The organism is Salmonella sp. A7 (genome assembly GCF_020181675.1).
Lineage (GTDB): Bacteria > Pseudomonadota > Gammaproteobacteria > Enterobacterales > Enterobacteriaceae > Salmonella > Salmonella enterica.
Window position 1 is genome coordinate 4,382,945 of the sequence record NZ_CP084001.1, and the last position, 23,464, is coordinate 4,406,408.

At 53.7% G+C, this 23,464-nt stretch carries 16 protein-coding genes; 9 read left to right on the plus strand and 7 right to left on the minus strand.

The features are described 5' to 3' along the window. Nucleotides 1-41 precede the first annotated feature (41 nt). Complete coding sequence (gene argB / locus LCS67_RS21240; RefSeq protein WP_088524128.1) at nt 42-818, minus strand: acetylglutamate kinase; 777 nt, start codon at nt 816-818, stop codon at nt 42-44. A gap of 7 nt (nt 819-825) precedes the next feature. Beyond that, nucleotides 826-1,830, minus strand: a complete 1,005-nt coding sequence (gene argC / locus LCS67_RS21245; protein ID WP_000935333.1) for an N-acetyl-gamma-glutamyl-phosphate reductase — start codon at nt 1,828-1,830, stop codon at nt 826-828. A gap of 88 nt (nt 1,831-1,918) precedes the next feature. Between argC and argE the strand changes: the two genes are divergently transcribed. The 6 genes from argE (at nt 1,919) to gldA (ending at nt 11,086) form a co-directional block, all read left to right on the plus strand. Further along, complete coding sequence (argE, locus tag LCS67_RS21250) at nt 1,919-3,070, plus strand: acetylornithine deacetylase (protein WP_000800208.1); 1,152 nt, start codon at nt 1,919-1,921, stop codon at nt 3,068-3,070. 391 nt (nt 3,071-3,461) lie between these two features. Then, complete coding sequence (ppc, locus tag LCS67_RS21255) at nt 3,462-6,113, plus strand: phosphoenolpyruvate carboxylase (RefSeq protein WP_001005549.1); 2,652 nt, start codon at nt 3,462-3,464, stop codon at nt 6,111-6,113. Nucleotides 6,114-6,323: 210 nt separating this feature from the next. Beyond that, nucleotides 6,324-8,057 carry a phosphoethanolamine transferase CptA gene (locus tag LCS67_RS21260; protein WP_001192092.1) on the plus strand — a complete coding sequence of 578 codons (1,734 nt, stop codon included), beginning with the start codon at nt 6,324-6,326 and terminating at the stop codon, nt 8,055-8,057. A gap of 160 nt (nt 8,058-8,217) precedes the next feature. Further along, nucleotides 8,218-9,054 carry a helix-turn-helix transcriptional regulator gene (locus tag LCS67_RS21265; protein ID WP_000274595.1) on the plus strand — a complete coding sequence of 279 codons (837 nt, stop codon included), beginning with the start codon at nt 8,218-8,220 and terminating at the stop codon, nt 9,052-9,054. A gap of 254 nt (nt 9,055-9,308) precedes the next feature. After that, nucleotides 9,309-9,971, plus strand: coding sequence for a fructose-6-phosphate aldolase (fsa, locus tag LCS67_RS21270; RefSeq protein WP_000424866.1), 663 nt, complete (start codon nt 9,309-9,311; stop codon nt 9,969-9,971). A gap of 11 nt (nt 9,972-9,982) precedes the next feature. Continuing rightward, the gene (gene gldA, locus LCS67_RS21275; RefSeq protein WP_000374031.1) at nt 9,983-11,086 is read left to right on the plus strand and encodes a bifunctional L-1,2-propanediol dehydrogenase/glycerol dehydrogenase; all 1,104 of its coding nucleotides are present in this window, start codon (nt 9,983-9,985) and stop codon (nt 11,084-11,086) included. A 106-nt stretch (nt 11,087-11,192) separates the two neighbouring features. On the opposite strand, the gene katG is transcribed toward gldA, so the two are convergent. From katG to LCS67_RS21290, 3 genes are all read right to left on the minus strand, one after another. Beyond that, nucleotides 11,193-13,373: a catalase/peroxidase HPI gene (gene katG, locus LCS67_RS21280; protein WP_000108113.1), complete on the minus strand. Its 2,181-nt coding sequence runs from the start codon at nt 13,371-13,373 to the stop codon at nt 11,193-11,195. A gap of 164 nt (nt 13,374-13,537) precedes the next feature. Next, the gene (gene metF / locus LCS67_RS21285) at nt 13,538-14,428 is read right to left on the minus strand and encodes a methylenetetrahydrofolate reductase (RefSeq protein WP_000007507.1); all 891 of its coding nucleotides are present in this window, start codon (nt 14,426-14,428) and stop codon (nt 13,538-13,540) included. Nucleotides 14,429-14,622: 194 nt separating this feature from the next. Then, nucleotides 14,623-16,179 (minus strand): bifunctional metallophosphatase/5'-nucleotidase, encoded by a 1,557-nt coding sequence (locus tag LCS67_RS21290; RefSeq protein WP_000865250.1) that lies wholly within the window; start codon nt 16,177-16,179, stop codon nt 14,623-14,625. A gap of 135 nt (nt 16,180-16,314) precedes the next feature. On the opposite strand from LCS67_RS21290, the gene LCS67_RS21295 reads away from it, so the two are divergent. From LCS67_RS21295 to mscS, 3 genes are all read left to right on the plus strand, one after another. Beyond that, nucleotides 16,315-17,439 (plus strand): hypothetical protein, encoded by a 1,125-nt coding sequence (locus tag LCS67_RS21295; RefSeq protein ID WP_001134820.1) that lies wholly within the window; start codon nt 16,315-16,317, stop codon nt 17,437-17,439. Between the two features lie 234 nt (nt 17,440-17,673). Next, nucleotides 17,674-18,672 carry a hypothetical protein gene (locus tag LCS67_RS21300; protein WP_023219816.1) on the plus strand — a complete coding sequence of 333 codons (999 nt, stop codon included), beginning with the start codon at nt 17,674-17,676 and terminating at the stop codon, nt 18,670-18,672. A gap of 2 nt (nt 18,673-18,674) precedes the next feature. Beyond that, nucleotides 18,675-19,532, plus strand: coding sequence for a small-conductance mechanosensitive channel MscS (gene mscS, locus LCS67_RS21305; RefSeq protein WP_000398243.1), 858 nt, complete (start codon nt 18,675-18,677; stop codon nt 19,530-19,532). Between the two features lie 135 nt (nt 19,533-19,667). On the opposite strand, the gene metL is transcribed toward mscS, so the two are convergent. After that, a complete protein-coding gene (gene metL / locus LCS67_RS21310) occupies nt 19,668-22,100 on the minus strand; it encodes a bifunctional aspartate kinase/homoserine dehydrogenase II (protein WP_001528872.1) in 2,433 nt (810 codons plus the stop codon). Between the two features lie 2 nt (nt 22,101-22,102). After that, nucleotides 22,103-23,263, minus strand: a complete 1,161-nt coding sequence (gene metB, locus LCS67_RS21315; RefSeq protein ID WP_000197212.1) for a cystathionine gamma-synthase — start codon at nt 23,261-23,263, stop codon at nt 22,103-22,105. Nucleotides 23,264-23,464 lie beyond the last annotated feature (201 nt).

Below are 23,464 nucleotides of genomic sequence, written 5' to 3' on the forward strand. Positions count from 1 at the left end.
TAGGCCCGATAAGGCGCAGCCGCCATCGGGCGAACAAATACTTAAGCCAGAATACGCGTGCCAATCGGCGTGCCGTTAAACAGTGCAGGCAATTGCTCCGCATGACGCCAGGAAGCGATATCCACCGGGCGACCCAGCGCCCGCGCAGCATCGAGAGCCGCATTCACTTTCACAATCATCCCGTCGGTAATAATGCCCTGGTCGATAAGCTGCTCGGCTTTGGACGCCGTCATTTCGGCGATACGCTGGCCTTTGCCGTCCAGAATACCGCTCACGTCGGAAAGCAGGATCAGATCGGCCCCCAGCGTCGCCGCCAGCGCGGTTGCCGCCTGATCGGCGTTGACGTTCATCAGTTGGCCGTCGTCTGTTACGCCAATGGAGCTGACCACCGGCAGAAAGCCGTTTTCCAGCAGCATGTTAATCAGCTTCGGCGACCCCGGCTGCGCCAGCCCGACGTGGCCTAACGCTTCATCGAGTTGGGTCACGTTTACGCTGTCGCCGTCGCCCAGAAACAGACCAACAGAGGCGATATGGTGTTTCTTCGCCCAGGCCAGCAGAGTCTTGTTAGCGGTTCCCGCCAGCGCGCCGGTAATGATGCCAATCTGATCGGCAGGCGTCACGCGCAGGCCGTCTTTCTTTTTCACTGGCAAATTCAGCCCTTTCATCAGCTCATCCACCACGCAACCGCCGCCATGAACAATCACCAGCGAACGCTGATGGGACTCACGATAGTTGACCAGCGCGGTAAAAAGACGTTCCAGAGCCTCTTCGCTATCCAGTAATACGCCACCCAGCTTGATAATTAATGGATTCATCATTTCACCCTTAAATAAGAGACTGCGTTTCAGCGAAGCCAAAACGAATATTAGCGCACTGCACCGCCTGCGCCGCTGCGCCTTTCAACAAGTTGTCTTCGGTTGCCACCACAATCAGATGTTCGCCCTGGACGGCAAAACCAATATCGCAGAACGGCAGCCCGACGACGTTCTTTAACGCCGGAACGCCTTTGTCATACAGGCGCACCAGCGGTTTGTCGCCATAGGCTTTTTGCAACACGTCGGCGACCTGCGCATGGGTTACTCCCGATTTCAGGCGGCAGGTAATGGTTTCCAGAATCCCGCGCGGGAAATTCCCCAGATGCGGGGTGAAGATGACCTCCGCGCCCAGATGGGCGGCGATTTCCGGCTGATGACGATGCGTAAACACGCCATACGGTTGCAAACTCACTTCACAGAAACTGTTCGATATTGCCGCTTTGCGCCCCGCGCCGCTCACCCCGCTGGTGGCATTAATTACCGGCCACTGCGTCAGATCCAGAAGCCCGCCGTCAATCAGCGGTTTTAGCGACAACTGCGCTGCGGTTGGATAGCAACCAGGAACCGCAATCAGATTCGCCGTGTTCAGTTTATCGGCATTCCACTCCGCCAGACCGTACACCGCCTGCTCCAGCAGCTCAGGATACTGATGAGTAAATCCGTAGTACTTTTCATAGAAGGCGCGATCGTTTACCCGAAACGCGCCGGAAAGATCGAATACGACGCATCCGGCCTGTAAAAATTGCGGCGCCAGATCGTGGCTCACTTCATGCGCTGTCGCCAGGAACACCACATCAACATCTGCGCTAAAGTCACGTACATCCGACATCGGTTGCAATGGCAGGTCGACAATCCCTTTTAACTGCGGATGTAAATCAGAAATTAACTTTCCTGCATCATTGCTTTGCGCTGAGACGGTCAAAGCGGTTATGGTCATATGTGGGTGGCGATTTACGTAGCTTACAAGCTCTGCGCCCGCATAACCGCTAGCGCCTACAATCAGCGTATTCAACATCGGGTTCCTTTATGCTCAACGTTAATGTATTTTTATTCATAATTAATGCATGAATATTGATACTATCATGACCTGAGGTGTGTCAACAATGAAAAACGTTTTACCGCCATTTATCGAGATTTACCGCGCTTTGATTGCCACACCGTCGATAAGCGCAACCGAAGAATCCCTGGATCAAAGTAATGCGTCTTTAATCACTTTGCTTGCAGGCTGGTTCAGCGATCTTGGTTTCAACGTAGAGGTTCAACCGGTTCCAGGGACGCGAAACAAATTTAATATGCTCGCCAGCACCGGACATGGCGCGGGCGGTTTGCTGCTGACCGGCCATACCGACACGGTTCCCTTTGATGACGGACGCTGGACGCGCGACCCGTTCACGCTGACCGAGCACGACAATAAGCTCTATGGTCTGGGCACTGCGGATATGAAAGGCTTCTTCGCTTTTATTCTGGACGCGCTACGTGACGTTGACGTCACAAAGTTGAAAAAGCCGCTCTACATTCTGGCGACCGCCGATGAAGAGACCAGCATGGCGGGGGCGCGTTATTTTTCCGAAACCACGGCATTACGTCCGGACTGCGCGATCATTGGCGAACCGACGTCGTTGCAACCGATACGCGCGCACAAAGGGCATATCTCTAATGTCGTTCGCGTCCTGGGGCAGTCCGGTCATTCCAGCGACCCGGCGCGTGGGGTTAACGCCATTGAACTGATGCACGATGCGATTGGCCATATCATGCAACTGCGTGACTCGCTGAAAGCGCGGTATCACTACGAGGCGTTTACCGTTCCGTATCCAACGCTGAATCTGGGCCATATCCACGGCGGCGATGCCTCAAACCGTATCTGCGCCTGCTGCGAATTGCATATGGATATTCGTCCACTGCCGGGCATGACGTTAAACGACCTTAATGGACTGCTTAACGACGCGCTGGCCCCGGTAAGCGAACGCTGGCCGGGCCGCCTGACGGTGGCGGAATTACATCCGCCGATTCCAGGTTACGAGTGTCCACCGGACCACCAACTGGTTGAAGTAGTAGAAAAACTGTTGGGAACAAAAACCGACGTGGTGAACTACTGTACTGAAGCGCCGTTTATGCAGACATTATGCCCAACGCTGGTGCTTGGTCCGGGCTCAATTAATCAGGCGCATCAGCCGGATGAATATCTCGAAACGCGTTTTATTAAGCCAACCCGGGAATTGATTACCCAGGTAGTACACCATTTTTGCTGGCATTAATGCATATTGCCCGGTGACACGATGTTTACCGGGCCTCCCCCGTCTTGTAGGCCGGATAAGCGCAGCGCCATCCGGCATCTCTACGCCACATGTTCATAAGCATTTCTTATTTGGCACGATGCGAATTAACTTTAATAAATTACCGCCATTTTTTCGTTTGCTGAACCGATTTCGCAGTAATTGACGCCACGGGTTTTACGTGGCTTTATAAAGATGAGAAGTGATGTGAAAAAGCTTGGTCCGAAAGATTTCGCGTTGCGGCAAGACGGCAAACGAGCACATCCCAGGGGGCTTACATAAGTAAGTGACCTGGGTGGGAGAGCGCAGCCAACGCCGCCGCAGCGTGAAAGATGCAGGACAATTACAACAGAGATGGGGTGTCTGGGATCATATGAACGAACAATATTCCGCGTTGCGTAGTAATGTCAGTATGCTCGGCAAGGTGCTGGGAGAAACCATCAAGGATGCGCTGGGAGAACACATTCTTGATCGCGTAGAAACAATCCGTAAGCTATCCAAATCTTCACGCGCCGGCAATGAAGCTAATCGCCAGGAGCTGCTCACCACGCTACAAAACTTGTCTAATGACGAGCTGCTGCCAGTTGCGCGCGCGTTTAGTCAGTTCCTGAACCTGGCCAATACTGCCGAGCAATACCACAGCATTTCGCCAAAAGGCGAAGCCGCCAGCAACCCGGAAGTGATTGCCCGCACTCTGCGCAAACTGAAAAACCAACCGGACCTCAACGACGCAACCATCAAAAAAGCGGTAGAGTCGCTGTCTCTGGAGTTGGTGTTAACCGCCCATCCGACAGAAATTACCCGCCGTACGCTTATTCACAAGATGGGTGAAATCAATAACTGTCTGAAACAGCTTGATAATACCGATATCGCCGACTACGAACGCCACCAGGTAATGCGTCGCCTGCGCCAGTTGATTGCCCAATCCTGGCATACGGATGAGATCCGCAAGCAGCGCCCAAGCCCGGTGGATGAAGCCAAATGGGGCTTCGCCGTGGTTGAGAACAGCCTGTGGCAGGGCGTACCTAACTATCTGCGTGAACTGAACGAACAGCTGGAAGAAAATCTCGGCTACAAATTGCCGGTGGATTTTGTGCCGGTACGTTTTACCTCCTGGATGGGCGGCGACCGTGACGGCAACCCGAACGTGACGGCGGATATCACCCGCCACGTGCTCCTGTTAAGCCGCTGGAAAGCCACCGATCTGTTCCTGAAAGACATTCATGTTCTGGTATCAGAACTGTCGATGGTCGACGCCACGCCGGAGCTGCTGGCGTTAGTGGGCGAAGAAGGCGCGTCTGAACCGTATCGCTACCTGATGAAAAAATTGCGCGCCCGTCTGATGGCGACCCAGTCCTGGCTGGAAGCGCGTCTGAAAGGCGAGAAACTGCCCAAACCGGATGGCCTGCTGACGCAAAACGAGCAGCTCTGGGAACCTCTGTACGCCTGCTACCAGTCGTTACAGGCCTGCGGCATGGGCATTATCGCCAACGGCGAGTTACTCGACACGCTCCGCCGCGTGAAGTGTTTCGGCGTACCGCTGGTGCGTATTGATATCCGTCAGGAGAGCACCCGCCATACCGAAGCGCTGGGCGAAATTACCCGCTACCTTGGTATTGGCGACTACGAAAGCTGGTCGGAAGCCGACAAGCAGGCCTTCCTGATCCGCGAGCTGAACTCCAAACGTCCGCTGCTGCCGCGTAATTGGGAGCCGAGCAACGATACCCGCGAAGTGCTTGAAACCTGCAAGGTTATTGCCGAAGCGCCAAAAGGGTCGATCGCCGCCTACGTGATTTCAATGGCGAAAACGCCGTCTGATGTGCTGGCTGTGCATCTGCTGCTGAAAGAGGCAGGTATCGGCTTTGCCATGCCGGTCGCGCCGCTGTTTGAAACCCTCGACGACCTGAACAACGCCGACGACGTGATGACCCAGTTGTTGAATATCGACTGGTATCGCGGGCTGATTCAGGGTAAGCAGATGGTCATGATCGGCTACTCCGACTCGGCGAAAGACGCCGGCGTTATGGCCGCGTCATGGGCGCAGTATCAGGCGCAGGACGCCCTGATCAAAACTTGTGAAAAAGCCGGCATCGAGCTCACCCTCTTCCACGGCCGCGGCGGCTCTATTGGCCGTGGCGGCGCGCCAGCCCACGCGGCGCTGCTTTCGCAACCGCCAGGCAGTCTGAAAGGCGGTCTGCGCGTGACCGAGCAGGGCGAGATGATCCGCTTCAAATACGGCCTGCCGGAAGTCACCGTCAGCAGCCTCTCGCTTTACACCAGCGCAATTCTGGAAGCAAACCTGCTGCCGCCGCCGGAACCGAAAGACAGCTGGCGTCATATTATGGATGAGCTTTCCGTCATCTCCTGTGAAACCTACCGCGGCTACGTGCGCGAAAATAAAGACTTTGTACCGTACTTCCGCTCCGCGACGCCGGAGCAAGAGCTGGGCAAATTGCCGCTCGGCTCACGTCCGGCGAAACGTCGTCCAACTGGCGGCGTCGAATCGCTGCGCGCGATTCCGTGGATCTTCGCCTGGACGCAAAACCGCCTGATGCTGCCAGCCTGGCTGGGCGCGGGTACTGCGCTGCAAAAAGTGGTGGAAGACGGTAAACAAAGCGAACTGGAAGCCATGTGCCGCGACTGGCCGTTCTTCTCCACGCGTCTTGGAATGCTGGAAATGGTATTCTCGAAAGCCGACCTGTGGCTGGCCGACTATTACGATCAGCGTCTGGTTGCGAAAACGCTATGGCCGCTGGGCAAAGAGCTACGAGACCTGCTGGAAGAAGACATTAAAGTGGTGCTGGCGATTGCCAACGATTCGCACCTGATGGCCGACTTACCGTGGATTGCGGAGTCCATTCAGTTAAGAAACGTTTATACCGATCCATTAAACGTGTTGCAGGCCGAGTTGCTGTATCGTTCCCGTCTGACTGAAGAACAGGGCAAATCGCCCGATCCTCGCGTCGAACAGGCGTTGATGGTCACGATTGCGGGCGTCGCCGCCGGTATGCGCAACACCGGCTAACGCCAAAAGAAAGCCGCCCTCACGCAGTTATGTGGGGGCGGCATGAAATACTGCTGTCATCCTCGTCATTTTTTCAATATATTCCTGTCTGCATTTTATGCATTTGTAAATCTTTCTTAGCAAAACGTGCGGCATAAAGCAGGTTTGCTTCAGATTCTTTTAAGGTTCAGGCGTTACGTTTGGCGCTACGATTAAAGACAGGCTCTCATGATGCAATCCACATTACTCCAGACTAAACCCGCGTTTAGCTGGAAAGCCCTGGGCTGGGCACTGCTCTACTTTTGGTTCTTTTCCACCCTCCTGCAGGCCATTATTTATCTCACCGGATACAGTGGGACAAACGGTCTGCGGGATTCGCTACTGTACAGCTCACTGTGGCTGATCCCGGTCTTTCTGTTTCCAGGCCGCATCCGGGTTATTGCTGCCGTTATTGGCGTCGTACTCTGGGCCGCCTCGCTGGCGGCGCTGAGCTATTACGTAATCTACGGGCAGGAGTTCTCGCAAAGCGTGCTGTTTGTGATGTTTGAAACCAACGCCAACGAAGCCAGCGAATATTTAAGCCAATATTTCAGTCTGAAAATTGTTCTTGTCGCCCTGGCTTATACGGTAGCGGCGATTCTGCTGTGGACACGTCTGCGCCCGGTTTATATTCCATCCCCCTGGCGCTATCTGGTGTCGTTTGCCCTGCTGTACGGGCTGATCCTCCATCCCATCGCGATGAATACCTTTATCAAGCATAAGTCGATGGAGAAAACGCTGGATAGCCTGGCGTCACGAATGGAACCCGCCGCGCCGTGGCAATTTATTACTGGCTACTATCAGTACCGTTTACAGCTCGCTTCGCTGAATAAACTGCTGAATGAAAACGATGCCCTGCCGCCGCTGGCTAACTTCCAGGACCACTCCGGCGATGCGCCGCGCACGCTGGTACTGGTGATTGGCGAATCGACCCAGCGTGGCCGTATGAGTCTGTACGGTTATCCGCGCGAAACCACGCCGGAACTGGACGCACTGCATAAAACCGACCCCGGGCTGACCGTGTTTAATAATGTGGTAACTTCGCGACCGTACACCATTGAGATTCTGCAACAGGCGCTAACGTTCGCGGACGAAAAGAACCCGGACTGGTATCTGACGAAGCCATCGCTGATGAATATGATGAAACAGGCCGGGTATAAAACCTTCTGGATCACTAACCAGCAGACGATGACGGCGCGTAATACCATGCTGACCGTGTTCTCTAAGCAGACTGATAAGCAGTTCTATATGAACCAGCAGCGCACTCAAAGCGCACGCGAATATGACAGCAACGTGCTGGCGCCGTTTAAAGCGGTGTTAGCCGACCCGGCGCCGAAAAAATTCATTATTGTGCATCTGCTGGGAACGCACATTAAATACAAGTTCCGCTATCCAGAAAACCAGGGCAAGTTTGATGGTAAAACCGACCATGTTCCGCCGGGATTAAGCAGCGACGAACTGGAGTCGTATAACGATTACGACAACGCGAATCTGTATAACGACTATGTTGTCGCCAGCCTGATTAAGGACTATAAAGCGACCGATCCGAACGGTTTCCTGCTCTACTTCTCCGATCACGGTGAAGAAGTGTATGACACGCCGCCGCATAAGACGCAGGGACGAAACGAAGATTCGCCAACCCGTCATATGTATACGGTGCCGTTCCTGCTGTGGACCTCAGAGAAATGGCAGGCAGCGCATCCGCGCGACTTCTCACAGGATGTCGATCGTAAGTACAGCAGTTCCGAGCTTATCCATACCTGGTCGGACTTAGCGGGCCTGACCTATGATGGCTACGACCCGACGCGCTCCATCACCAACCCGCAGTTCAAAGAGACCACGCGCTGGATTGGCAACCCGTATAAGAAAAACGCGCTGATTGATTATGATACTTTGCCGTATGGCGATCAGGTCGGTAATCAATAGCCTGTATGTTGCCCGATAACGCTAACGCTTATCGGGCCTGGCGTGCTTCTCTCCCGTAGTCCGGATAAGGCGCAAAGCGCCGCTATCCGGCAATAATTGCTTGAGGACATCGGTTTTCGACGTTACTGTTTCCTCTGTTTGCGATCGGCAGGGGATTATCATGTATCACGACGTCAGCCACCTTCTCTCCCGTCTCATCAACGGCCCGCTGCCGCTGCGCCAGATTTATTTTGCCAGCGCCAGCGGCCCAGCGCCGGAACTGGCGTACCAGGTGGATTTTCCGCGGCTGGAGATTGTGCTGGAGGGCGAGCTTACTGACATGAGCATTACCGCCCCGCTCATTCCTTGCGATGTTCTCTACGTTCCGGCTGGCGGCTGGAACATCCCGCAGTGGCAAACGCCCGTCACCACCCTGAGCATTCTGTTTGGCAAACAGCAGTTAGGTTTCAGCGTAGTCCACTGGGATGGTCAGCAGCATCAAAACCTCACGAAACAGCACGTTGCGCGCCGCGGCCCGCGTATAGGCTCGTTCCTGTTACAAACGCTTAATGAGATGCAGATGCAGCCGCAAGAGCAGCAAACGGCCAGATTGATTGTCGCCAGCCTACTAAGCCATTGCCGCGATCTGCTCGGCAGCCAAATCCAGACCGCCTCCCGCAGCCGCGCGCTTTTTGAAGCCATTCGGGAGTATATTGATGAACGCTACGCCGCGCCGTTGACGCGCGAATCGGTAGCACAGGCGTTTTATATCTCGCCAAATTACCTCTCGCACCTGTTCCAGAAAACGGGGGCCATCGGCTTTAACGAATACCTGAACCATACGCGACTGGAACACGCCAAAACGTTGCTGAAGGGCTATGACCTGAAAGTGAAAGAGGTGGCGCACCGCTGCGGCTTTGTCGACAGTAACTATTTCTGCCGCCTGTTTCGCAAAAATACGGAACGCTCGCCGTCGGAGTATCGCCGCCAGTATCACAGCCAGCTAACGGAGAAATAATCCACACGCCAATAAAGAGAATACAGTAGATAAAACGCGCATTTACTGGATTATTGTAATATCAATGCAAAAACCTCACTCCCCCACATGGCATACAACAGCACGTTATACGTTAATCATCACCAACTTGTGAAGTAAATCACACTTTACCAAGAGCATCACATTTGTCCAGTTTTTGGCAGATTTGTCACATAGCGCATCCGGGACACGCTCCTTTATCCTGTCCATAACGAAAACTCACGAAGAGAAAGACTATGGAACTCTATCTGGATACCGCTAACGTAGCGGAAGTTGAACGTCTGGCGCGCATTTTCCCGATTGCCGGCGTCACCACCAATCCAAGCATTGTGGCAGCCAGCAAAGAATCTATCTGGGATGTGCTGCCCAGGCTGCAAAACGCCATCGGCGAAGAAGGCACTTTATTTGCGCAGACCATGAGCCGCGACGCGAAAGGGATGGTGGAAGAAGCCAAACGGCTGAATAACGCCATCCCCGGCATTGTGGTTAAAATTCCGGTGACCGCCGAAGGTCTTGCAGCGATTAAATTGCTGAAAAAAGAAGGCATCGTGACGCTGGGCACCGCCGTCTACAGCGCATCGCAGGGCCTGCTGGCGGCGCTGGCGGGCGCAAAATATGTCGCTCCCTACGTCAACCGCGTTGATGCGCAGGGCGGCGATGGCATTCGTATGGTTCAGGAGCTGCAAACGCTACTGGAACATCACGCTCCCGACAGCATGGTGCTGGCGGCCAGCTTTAAAACACCGCGGCAGGCGCTGGATTGCTTACTGGCAGGTTGCCAGGCGATTACCCTTCCTTTAGATGTAGCGCAACAAATGCTCAATACGCCTGCGGTAGAGTCAGCAATAGAGAAGTTTGAGCAAGACTGGAAAAACGCTTTTGGTAATCTGAACCTGTAGGGGAGAAATGTATGGATCGCATTATTCAGTCACCAGGTAAGTATATTCAGGGTGCAAACGTCATCGCGCGTCTTGGCGATTATTTAAAACCAATGGCGAACAACTGGCTGGTTGTGGGCGATAAATTCGTGCTGGGATTTGCCGAAGAGACGCTGCGCAAAAGCCTGACGGATGCCGGTTTGTCAGTAGAAATCGCCCCGTTTGGCGGCGAATGTTCGCAAAATGAGATCGACAGGCTGCGCGCCGTCGCCGAAAAAAGTCAGTGTGGCGCCGTACTGGGTATCGGCGGCGGTAAAACGCTGGATACCGCCAAAGCGCTGGCGCATTTTATGAACGTCCCGGTCGCTATCGCGCCGACCATCGCCTCTACCGACGCACCGTGCAGCGCGCTCTCGGTTATTTATACCGATGCCGGTGAGTTTGACCGTTATCTGTTGCTGCCGCATAACCCGAATATGGTCATTGTCGATACGCAGATAGTAGCGGGCGCGCCGGCGCGTCTGCTGGCAGCCGGTATCGGCGATGCGCTGGCGACCTGGTTTGAAGCGCGCGCCTGCTCACGCAGCGGCGCCACCACAATGGCGGGCGGCAAGTGTACACAGGCCGCGCTGGCGCTGGCGGAGCTATGCTATAACACGCTGATCGAAGAAGGTGAAAAAGCCATGTTGGCCGCCGAACAGCACGTCGTCACGCCAGCGCTGGAACGCGTCATCGAAGCCAACACCTACCTGAGCGGGGTCGGTTTTGAAAGCGGCGGTCTGGCCGCAGCGCACGCGATTCATAACGGTTTAACGGCGATTCCGGATGCGCACCACTATTATCACGGTGAGAAGGTCGCTTTCGGTACGCTGACGCAACTGGTGCTGGAAAACGCGCCGGTCGAAGAAATCGAAACCGTTGCGGCGCTGTGCCATTCCGTTGGCCTGCCGATTACGCTGGCGCAACTGGATATTAAACAGGATATCCCGGCCAAAATGCGCACCGTCGCGGAAGCCTCCTGCGCAGAAGGTGAAACTATTCATAACATGCCTGGCGGCGCAACGCCGGATGAAGTGTACGCCGCGCTGCTGGTCGCCGACCAGTACGGTCAACGCTTCTTGCAGGAATGGGAATAAGGTCGGCTTGCAATGAAAAATCCCCGCAATTGCGCGGGGATTTTTTTGCCCGGTGGGCATATGAGACGGTAGGCCGGATAAGCGTTAGCGTCATCCGGCATAAGATTTACAACAGATCGAAACGGTCCAGGTTCATCACTTTCACCCATGCCGCGACGAAGTCCTTCACAAACTTCTCGTGCGCATCGCTACACGCGTAAACTTCCGCCAGCGCGCGCAGTACGGAGTTGGAACCAAACACCAGATCGGCGCGGGTAGCCGTGTATTTCACCTCGCCAGTCAGACGATCCCGGCCTTCGAACAGCTCATTAGATTCGTCGGTCGGTTTCCACTCGTAACGCATATCCAGCAGATTAGCGAAGAAGTCTGTGCTGAGCACGCCCGGTCTGTCGGTAAAGGCACCGTTCTGGCTGCCGTCAAAGTTGGTTCCCAGCACACGCATCCCGCCAACCAGTACCGTCATTTCCGGCGCGGTCAACGTTAACTGCTGCGCTTTATCAATCAACAGCGATTCGGTCGTCGACACATCCAGACGCGCACGATAGTTACGGAATCCATCGGCAATCGGTTCAAGCAGCGAGAACATCTCGATGTCGGTCTGATCCTGACGCGCATCCACCCGGCCCGGTGCAAAAGGTACGCTGATGCTGACACCCGCAGCAGCGGCCGCCTGCTCGATACCGACCACGCCCGCCAGCACAATAATATCGGCCAGCGAAGCTTTATTCGTCGTTTTCTGGATCTCTTCTAATACCGGCAGAACGCGAGCCGCAACGGCGTTGACCTCCCAGTCGCGCTGAGGCGCTAATGCCAGACGCGCGCCGTTAGCGCCGCCACGCTTATCGCCGCCGCGGAAAGTAGACGCGGATGCCCAGGCAACCGAAACCATCTCGCTAATAGAAAGCCCGGATGCAGCGATCGCCGCTTTCAGGTTGATAATGTCTTCCTGCGTTGGCTGATAGAGCGGTTGCGGCAACGGGTCCTGCCAGATCAGATCTTCTTTCGGCACTTCCGGTCCGATGTAACGCGCTTTTGGTCCCATATCTCTGTGCGTCAGTTTGAACCAGGCACGAGCAAAGGCTTCATTAAAGGCCTGCGGATCGTTAAGGAAACGACGGGAAATCTTCTCGAACTCCGGATCAAAACGCAGCGTCAGGTCGGTGACCAGCATGGTTGGCTTACGTTTTTTCGACGGATCGAACGGGTCCGGGATGATGTCCGGCGCGTCTACCGCTTCAAACTGGATAGCGCCAGCCGGACTACGGGTTTGTACCCACTCATATTTGAACAGGTTCTCGAAGAAATAGTTGCTCCACTGGGTCGGCGTCTGCGTCCAGACCACTTCCAGCCCGGAGGTGATAGCATCCGCGCCAACGCCGCTACCATAGCTGCTGGCCCAACCTAAGCCCTGCGCTTCAATCGGCGCGGCTTCCGGATCGGCCCCTACATGGGATGCCGCTGCCGCGCCGTGGGTTTTACCGAGGGTATGCCCGCCAGCGATCAACGCCACGGTCTCTTCGTCGTTCATCCCCATATTGCCAAAGGTAGCGCGAATAGCGGCGGCGGCAGAAAGTGGTTCGCCGCTGTGATCCGGCCCTTCCGGGTTAACGTAGATAAGGCCCATCTCGGTCGCGCCCAGCGGCGCTTTTGCCAGCGCTTCAGGGTGTCGGTGAGTCAACCAGGCTTTTTCATCGCCCCAGTTCACATCCAGATCCGGTTCCCAGACATCTTCACGCCCGGCGCCGAAACCGAAGGTACGGAAGCCGGAGTTTTCCAGCGCCACGTTACCCGCCAGAATAAACAGGTCGGCCCAGGAAATTTTCTGGCCATATTTCTGCTTAATCGGCCACAACAAACGACGCGCCTTATCCAGGCTGACGTTATCCGGCCAGGAGTTAAGCGGCGCAAAACGCTGTTGACCACGACCCGCGCCGCCACGACCATCAATAGAACGGTAGGTGCCAGCGCCATGCCAGGCCATACGAATAAACAAACCGACATAGCTGCCCCAGTCGGCGGGCCACCACGGTTGTGAATCGGTCAGCAGCGCCTTGAGATCCCCTTTCAGGGCGGAGTAGTCTAACTTGCTAAACTCTTTGCGGTAGTCAAAGTCTTCACCCAACGGGTTAGAACGGTTGGAATGTTGATTCAAAAGATCCACACGAAGCTGGTTCGGCCACCAGTCGCGGCTGGCTGTCCCTGCGCCTGCGCTTCGGTCATGCCCCCCCTGATGGAAAGGACATTTTCCAGTGGATAACGTGTTATGGGTATCGTCGGTCGTGCTCATATCTCAGCTCCCTTTTAAAGTGTTACCGTTACGATATACACCAGGAGCAAATAGATATAGTTGAATTAATCCACAGATTCGATAGCTAATACCTTTTATATTTTTAGTTACAGAGATGTAGATCAATATGAGGTGTAATAAAGCTCCCGGCAGGGAGCTGGAGATTATAAACCGGGTCTTACGCCCAGCGTGTGGCAAATGGCATAACTCATTTCCGCACGATTCAACGTGTAGAAGTGGAAATCCTTCACTCCTTCGCGGCTTAAAATTTTCACCATGTCCATCGCAATGTTAGCGCCCACCAGCTTGCGGGTTTCTGCGTCATCATCCAGCCCCTCAAACATCAGTGACATCCAGGACGGAATGCGGACATTGGTCATATCGGCAAATTTTTTCGCCTGTTTAAAATTAGACACCGGTAAAATGCCGGGAATAATTTCTACGTCGATACCGGCGGAAACACAGCGGTCACGAAAACGCAGATAGCTTTCCACATCGAAGAAAAATTGGGTTATCGCGCGGTTAGCGCCAGCATCCACTTTACGCTTCAGATTAAGCAGATCGGCCTGCGCGCTTTTCGCTTCCGGATGTACCTCCGGATAGGCCGCTACTGAAATATCGAAATCGGCCACCTCTTTGAGCAAACCAACCAGATCGGCGGCGTACATCTCCGGCTTACCGCTGCCCGGCGGCAAATCGCCGCGCAAAGCAACAATGTGGCGGATACCGTTATTCCAGTAGTCGCGGGCGATGGTGCGCAGCTCATCGCGCGTGGCGTCAATACAGGTAAGGTGCGGCGCGGCCTCAAGCCCAGTACGCTCTTTAATGCCTTTAATAACGCTATGAGTGCGGTCACGTTCTCCAGAGTTGGCGCCATACGTTACCGAAACAAACTTCGGTTTCAGACTGCTCAGGCGATCGATGGAGTTCCACAGGGTTTGCTCCATTTCACTGGTGCGCGGCGGGAAAAATTCAAACGAAACGTTAATCTGACCCTGTACTTCCGCCAGGCTCTGATTCAGGGCTTCCCGCTGGTTGGCGTGAAAAAAGCTCATACCTTACCTCATCAATCGCATGTTATTATTTGTTGTGTTGTAAACATCTATCCGTTTAGACGTCCAGATGTAAAAATGACGGAAAAGCAGAAGGACGTCAACTGAAAAATCACGCCAAAGAATGAGGAATATTCAGCAAAGTTGAATTTTCTTCATGTCACGCCGCGACACTGAACGCGCCGCGGCAGGGGAAATTACTTCTTCACATCCGCAACGCGCATCCCTTTGAGCTGCTCATCCGTGATGGTGTTGCCCGCCTTAAAGTAATCAACTATCGCATTCGACACATAGTAGCCGCCGGAGGTATTCCGCGCCTGGCCTTCCGTGAACGCCGCAAAACCATCGCCGCCGTCGGCAAGGAAGCTGTTGGTGGCGATGTGATAAACCGCCGCATCGTCAATCGGTTTGCCATTGAGCGTCAGCACGGTAACCCGCTGGCCGAGAGGTTTGCTGCTGTCATACTTCATCTCCAGCCCTTTAGACACCTGCAATACGCCGTTGCTTAATCCGGCGCCATGCTCCATCAGGCTGCGCAATTGTTTACCGGTTAAATCCATCGTGACCAGTTCATTAGGGAACGGGAAGGTACTGATTACCGCCCCCATCGTCACCGCGCCAGCCGGGATTTCGTTGCGGATACCGCCAGAGTTAGTAAGCGCTAACTGGGTGTCTTTCCCCGCCGTAAAAAGCAGCGCATCCGCCGCCAGGTTCCCCAGCGACGACGATTCGCCATACGCGCGGGTCAGCTCAACCGGCGACTGCGCCACCGTCTGCTGCACGACTTTATCGAGCTTTTTGTTCCAGCCGTCGATCACCTGTTTCGTTTGCGGATCGGGCTTCCACTCATCAGCAAAAATGGTCTTCAGCTCGAAGTTCTTCACCGTAAAGTGGTGTGGTTTCTCTTTGTAATCCAGCACCAGTTTACCCACATCAATACCGCCGCTGTCCGTTGAGAGGATCAGCGTATTACCGACTTTAATCGGTTCCGGCGTACCGACATGCGCGTGGCCGGTAATCAAAATATCCAGCCCTTTTACCTGACTTGCGGTCTGAATATCTTTATCCAGCGCGCGTCGCACATCGGTATTCCCCATGCTGGACTGGCGGGCCGGGGTGCCTTCGTGAATCAGCGCGACGGTCAGATCGACTTTACCTTTAAGTTCATCAATGTAACGTTGCAGCCACTTAATTTCATCGCGTGCCTCAATGCCCACGCGCGTCGCGGCGGATACCGTATCATTAAAAGCAAAGACACCGTGTAAGCCGATTACGCCAATCTTGACGCCATCTTTTTCAACAATGGTGTACGGCTTATCCCAGAAGGATTTACTGCTGTCCTCATAAAAAATATTGCCCTGCACGATAGGGAATTTTGCCCGGCTCAGTTGCAACAATGTATTGTCCCAGCCATGATCGAACTCATGATTACCGATAGTGGCAGCGTCATACTGCATGGTATTCAAAATATCGATAATCGCTTTACCCTTCGTCAGGCTGCTGATATACGGTCCGGTAAAGTAATCTCCGGCATCAAAAAACCACGTCGCCTTATTTTTGGCTTTTTCCTGCTTCACAAGCGTAGTGATATTGGCCCAGCCGCCAATATCGCGTTTACCGTCAGCAATCCACGGCACTTTATAAGGCTCTACGTGAGCATGAAGATCGTTGGTGTAAATAATGGTGACATCTTTGGCGCAGGCCCAGAACGGCAGCGTGAACAAAATACCGGCAGCAAGCAGTTTTACTTTCATAAATAAGTCCCTTTCAGTCATATAAAGATTCGCTACGTTACGTTCTGAAAGGTTTTTTTATGTGAGAGTCCTCACACCCGCGTACCGTTTTATGAAGGCAGAATCAACGACCTGCCAAAATCGTTGGTAAAATGTATGCCGCCTCTGTTCACCATTAATGCCTGCAAAAGCGCTGGTTGTCGCAATCTTGGGCTGCCTGACTCGCCGGATTATGTGTGGCCGGACTATCGCCTGGGTTATCCGGCATTGCATTGTCGAGCCTGCGGCAGTTATCCGCCGCTCTTCAACGAGGTGGAATTTCGCCGCTGGGCGTCTGCTTATATCGCGCAGTATGCCAAAGAGCATGGTCACTTTTGTCCCGACTGCTATCAAAAAACATGGATTCGCTATGGACGTAATCCCGGCGGAACGCAGCGACTTCAGTGCCAGTACTGTAAGAAGGTCTGGACGCCAAAACAGCACGCGCTGAATGTCGCCGAAACGCCGGAACAGATTTGCAGTATTCCGCTGCTCGTACCGTTTCAGGGAGCGAATGCCTTCCAGCAATTGTATTTTTTATTCAGTTTTGACGCTGTTCGCGGCAATATTCTTCACCTTTCCAGCAATTTCACGTTACTTTCTGCCGGAAAGAGTTTGCATTACCACTGGAAAGGAATTGCGCCGCCCGAGGGTGAGAATGGCGATATTATTCACCGTATCGCCACTAAAGAACGGCAATTTTTACAGCGCAGCCAGTTCGATGAGATTCAGTATGGCCCGGCGGCGCTTAAACGTAACGCGCAAGGGACAATACTTCGCCCGGTCATTACGGCGCATGGTCATTTTCGGGTGCTGAAAAACCGCTTTCCTGATGTCACGACACACATCATTGCCCATGAGTGTTTTTTGCGCGGCGCGGTCATTACGGCATGGGCGGAGCGGTTTCGCCAGCGTCTCTCCTCGCTGTGGTTCGTTGAGGAAGAGATAAACGATGACGATTGCCGCGCAGAGTGGCAACTGTTAGGCAAAACATGGCAGGGATGGTGGCAAAATCAGTGGCAACTCTGGGGGCAAGGTCACAACCGCAAAATGGTCTGTTCGTTAACTGGTTCCCACTTAGAACAAGGTGTCGCCGTTAATCTGGCGGCCAGTCGCCGCTTTGTTACCTGGCTATGGCAACAACCTGAATTCCAGCAAAGCGCCCACTATTCCGCCAAACGCGTCACGCAAATTCTGTATTTGCTGACGGAAAAATATAACTCACAATGGAATCACATTTAACCCAATGATGTAATGCCACGCATAAAAAATCACAGATTATCATTCAGAAGGCGCTATAGATTTAATCACCTCACATCCTGCTTTTATACGCTGAAAAAGAATAGAACTATTTGATAAAATGGCCCTTCGTTTTAAGTTAAAATCGGCTATAAACGTTATTCACATAATCAATATTTATTATCAATTTAAATAGCTCTATACATTCTTATTTTCTATGGAAAACAAGGGATAAATATGGAAATTACTTTACCGTCAATGTCAGATAAAAAATGGACCTGCGCCGATCTCCTGAGTAGCTATCAATTCTGGGGGATCACTTTTTTCTTTTTGGTGCTCTCTTTTATCAGTTCGCTGGGATCGTCGTATGGTGTTTATTTTTGGAGTAAATCACTGTCTATTCCAGCCGATCGTATTGGCGCCATTCTCGTTTGCGGCCAACTGGGATACCTCCTGGGTATGGTTGCCAGCTGGTTTGTCTGCCGTATAAAAAATTGTTACCCCTTCTACTTTGTTGCGCTCCTGTTAATCATTAGCGTGGTCTGTTCCTTCTGCGTAAATGGCCCGTCTGACGTAGTCAGGCTTATCATAGCGCAGTTTTTAATTAGTCTGGGTGTGGGGATCGTAACGCTGTTAGTCCCCATGCTGCTTTTCAGCGCTATCGGCAGTACACAGACATTTGTTATTTTATTTAGCCTCTGCTTACTGTTCAAATTTATCATCGCTAGCTGTCTGTCTATATTTATATACTCAATTCCTTATATAGGAATAATCGCGATTACTTTAGCGGTTATCGCATTTTTGCTACTATTACCGCTCAAAAAAGAACTTTTCTATATTGCTCCACCCAAAAGGTTCTCATCAACCCAGCGACCTGAGTGCACAGAACCCGTTGTCGTCGCATTATTGGCCTTTTTCATTCCATTTTATATTATTTATTGGTTCTTCAGAATTCACCGGGAAATGCAATTTGTGGCGCCTTCGCCCCGACTCATGACCGCATGTGGCGCGGGATGGCTGTCAGCAATTATGCCGTTTGGCACAGCCATATTGTGTCTGACGCTTAGCGATGAAATCCGCGCTCTGCTGGCGAATAAAAACGAAGATGGCGGAATACGAACCGGCTGGACACTATTCTGGGCGTTACTGCTGCCACCCGTCGGCGCGGCGATTATCCAGGCAAAAATGAACCGTTTTATTACCGCTAATACCGCGGATACTGCTGACAGAGGATAAACATGGAAGGTTTTGAGTTATTTCCAAAAATTAAAGGCGCGATCAAATGGATGGCCGAGCACAGTGACTCGGTAATTCATTTTGGCTGGAATGTTGTTGCCGCCATCATTCTACTTTTCATCGGTAAGTTAATAGCTCGCTTACTATCGAGGGGGCTGGAAAAATTACTTCTCAGGCGGCAAGTGGATGCCACTATTGTCCACTTTTTCTCCGCGCTGGTTCGCTACATCACGATAGCTTTCACGGCAGTAGCCGCTCTTGGCCGTATCGGTATAGAAACCTCCTCAATTATTGCCGTTATCGGCGCGGCGGGTTTAGCCATTGGCCTGGCGTTGCAAGGGTCACTTTCCAACTTTGCCGCAGGCGTACTGCTTGTCTCCCTGCGCCCTTTCCGCGCCGGGGAAATTGTACAAATTGGCCTGGTTATCGGCACAGTAGAAAAGGTCCATATTTTCTCCACCACTCTGCTCACTGCGGATAGCAAAGAAGTTGTCATCCCGAATGGTAAAATTATTGCTGATAATATCATCAACTATTCACGACACCCCTATCGACGTATTGATCTGATTATTGGCGTGGATTACCAAAGCCGTATTGCTGACGTAAAAAACGTGATACATCGTATTATTGAGCAAGATCATCGCATTGATAAAACCCGCGATATTACGGTCCGCCTGGGCGAACTTGCGCCCTCTAGCCTGAATTTCTATGTTCGCGTATGGGTGCCCAACGCTCAGTACTGGAGTACTTACTACGATCTTCTGGAAAATATCAAGGAAGCAATGGATGAAAACGGCATCAATATTCCTTACCCCCGGATGGATGTCCGGGTTGAGAATGTAAAAAGCATCACGCCATAATGTTTCGTCAGCAATCGGATAGCGCTTCGTATATCAGTATCTACAGAATGACTGCATAACGTATTGAAACGTATTGAAACGTATTGATGAGGGAGCGAAGCGCAACCCGGCGCTTCGCTCACGAACTTGCCTTTATTACAGCAACTGCGCCAGGCGGTTGATGTCAGACTGAATCGCCCCGGCGGTCACATCGCGACCCGCGCCCGGCCCACGGATCACCAGCGGGTTATCGCGATACCAGCGGCTTTCAATAGCAAAGACATTATCGCACGGCAGCAGCGCCGCCAGCGGATGCTCCGGACGCACCGCTTCAACGCCGACGCGCGCTTTGCCATTGGCGTCGAAACGCGCCACATAACGCAACACCAGCCCCAGTTCGCGGGCTGCTTCCAGACGCTGTACCATCTGTTCATTCAGCGCGTCGCCGTTTTCGAAAAAGTGATCGATAGACCCTTCTTCACAATGCGCCGGCACCAACGATTCTACACGCACCTGATCCGGCTCGATGTCGTATCCCGCCTCGCGCGCCAGAATCACCAGCTTACGCATGACATCTTTTCCGGAAAGATCGACGCGCGGATCGGGTTCGGTCAGCCCCTGCTGCCAGGCCTGATCCACCAGATCGGTAAACGGCACCGTGCCGTCAAATTGCAGGAACAGCCAGGATAGCGTCCCAGAGAAGATCCCGCTGATCGAGAGAATCGTATCGCCGCTGTCAATCAGATCCCGCACCGTGTGGTTGATCGGCAATCCCGCGCCCACGGTGGCGTTATACAGCCAGTAACGCCCGGTTTTTTCAAACGCGTCATGAATCTGGCGATACTTATCGCTGGCGCTTGCGCCCGCCAGTTTATTGGCGCTAATCACATGAAAACCGTGGCTGGCGAAATCCAGATACTGATCGGCCAGTTGCTCGCTTGCTGTCACATCCAGCACCACTAAATCATCATACGGATGCGCACGCATCCACAGGAATAGCGACTCTTCGTCCTGCTCAACGGCTTCATCATCAAAGAATGCCAGCGCGCGGCTGGCGTCCAGCCCTTCATAATTCAGCAGGCTACGGCGGCTATCCACCACGCCCGCCAGCACAAATTCAAAACCAGTACGCGCGGAAAGCGTGCTTTGTTCACGGGCAAACAGTTCCAGCCAACGGGAGCCGATGTTCCCCTTACCGAACAGCATCAGGCCAATGCGTTTTTCGGCGCGGAAAACCGACTGATGCAGCCCCTGAATCAGGCTCTCAGTCGGGCCGGTACGCAGCACCGCCACCAGACTGATGCCCTCCTCCGACTGCCAGGTAAATTCCACTGGCTGACCTTTAAGCTGCTGCCAGAAGCGATGGCAGTGTAGCGGATTGCGAGTGACGCCCGCACCGACCATCGCCACCAGCGCCAGCCCCTGCCGCAGGCGCAATTCCCCCGGCAGCCCGACATCGTCGAGGAGTTTCAGTACGCTATCCGCTACCTCGGCGGTATAGCAGAACTGCAATAGCTGGCGATCGCGATGCACGCCCACCGCCAACGGACGCGCCTGCGCCCGTTTTAAAATTTGGTCGAGCTCTTTATGCGCCAGCCTGAAATCCTGGCTGGCGGGCACCTGAAACTCAATCAGACAGATATCATCGTGACTGGTCACGATACGCGCGCCCGTCCCGGAAGCCAGCACCCGTTCAATTCGGGTTGACCCTTGATCCGGCGTGTAGCTACAGCGCAACTGCAAATCGATATCGCTGCCGGACACTGGCTGTAGCGTGCGGGCGTGCAGAACAGGCGCCGCCAGACGCGCCAGCTCGCTGGCTTCGTCCAGACGCAGCAACGGCAGCAGGCAGGCATCTTTCACTTTGCGCGGGTCGGCGCTATAAACGCCCGCGACATCGCTCCAGATGGTCACGCGGGAAACGCCCGCCAGCGCGCCGATTTGCGTGGCGGAATAGTCGGAACCGTTCCGGCCTAACAGGACTGTTTCGCCGTCGTGATTGCGGCTGATAAACCCGGTCACGACCAGACGTTTGCCAGGATGCTGCGCCAGTAGCTGTTGCAATAAAGGATAAGATAGCCCTTCATCAACCTGCGGCTGTGCGGCGCGTTCGGCGCGTAAAAATGCGCGCGCGTCCAGCCAGGCGGCATCCAGCCCCTGCTGATTCAGGACGGCGGACATCAATCTCGCCGACCAAATTTCGCCGTGTCCGACAATCTCGGCATAGACGGCATCCGTTATGCCGCCGTCGAGCAAGGCGGCAAGACGTTCCAGATCGCTAATAAAAGCGCTGGTTAAATCATCTGCCGCGTCGGCGGGAAGCAGACCGCTAATCAGATCGCACTGGTAGCGGCGTAACGTCTGTAATACCTGATGCGCAGAAAGGCGATCGGTCTGGCTTAACTTGAGCCAGCTAATCAACTGGTTGGTGGTACTGCCTGCGGCGGACACTACCATCATATCGTCAGGCTGCGAATACTCCGCCATAATGCCTGCGACACGCAGGTAACACTTCACATCCGCCAGACTACTGCCGCCAAATTTATGCAGTTGACGACCTTTCGCCCCTGCCTGCGCAATCACACTCATGTTTACCCCTTGTTTGCAGCCCGGAAGCCATTTTCCAGGTCGGCAATTAAATCTTCGCCATCTTCAATACCGGTGGAGATACGCAGTAGCGTTTCGGAGATCCCGGCGGCGGCACGCGCCTGCGGCGACATACCGGCATGCGTCATGGTGGCGGCGTGAGAGATCAAACTTTCCACTCCCCCTAAAGATTCCGCCAGCGTAAACAAAGACAGCCCGCCCAGAAAACGACGCAGCGTCTCCTCATCCCCATCCAGTTCAAAACTCAACATTGCGCCAAAGCCTTTTTGCTGACGCGCGGCAATCTCATGTCCCTGATTATCCGGCAGCGACGGATGATACAGTTTTTTCACCAACGGCTGGGTTTGCAGATATTTCACAATCGCCTGCGCGTTGCGCTGCGCCAGCTCCATACGCGGCACCAGAGTTCGCAAACCACGCAGCAGCAGATAACTATCAAACGCCCCGCCCGTCACGCCAATATTATTCGCCCACCACGCCAGTTCAGTGACCATTTCCGGATCTTTAGCAATCACCACGCCGGCCACGACATCCGAATGACCGTTGAGATATTTCGTGCATGAATGCAACACCAGATCGGCACCCAACGCCAGCGGATTTTGCAGCGCCGGGCTTAAAAACGTGTTATCAACGACGCTCACTGCGCCCGCCTCGCGCGCCAGCCGACAGATTTTCGCAATATCCACCACGCGTAACAATGGATTACTTGGACTTTCTACCAGTACCAGCTTCGGTTTTTCTTCCAGCGCCGCCTGTAAGGCGCGTTCATCGCCCTGATCGACAAACCGCACACGATAACAGCCGCGTGTCGCCAGACTGTCAAACAGACGATAACTGCCGCCGTAGCAATCATGCGGCGCGACCAGCAGATCGCCCGGCTTGAGGAAAACGGTGGTGACCAGATGAATCGCCGACATGCCGGTATTCGTCAATACCGCGCCCGCGCCGCCTTCCAGTTCCGCTAATGCGCGCTGAACCACATCACGCGTGGGATTACCGCGGCGGGAATAATCATGCGCGCGCGGCTCATTGAAACCGGTAAAGTTATAGGTACTGGAGAGATGGATTGGCGGCACAACGCAGCCGTATTGCTCGTCGTCGTTTAATCCGCTACGCACTGCGATAGTGGCCTGTTTACGCGTCATATGAAGATATTCCTGGCTGAGTCGGTGAAAGTCAGGCCACAGATTAACCACTACCACAATAGACGTCAATACATCTGGACATCTAAACTTCTTTGCGTATAGATTGAGCAAACCGCAAATAGCCGTTAAAATTATATGCATTAGCGCACATCTGCGACCGCTAACTTCGTGTCAGGGCCGCGCCACTACGGTAAACTACGC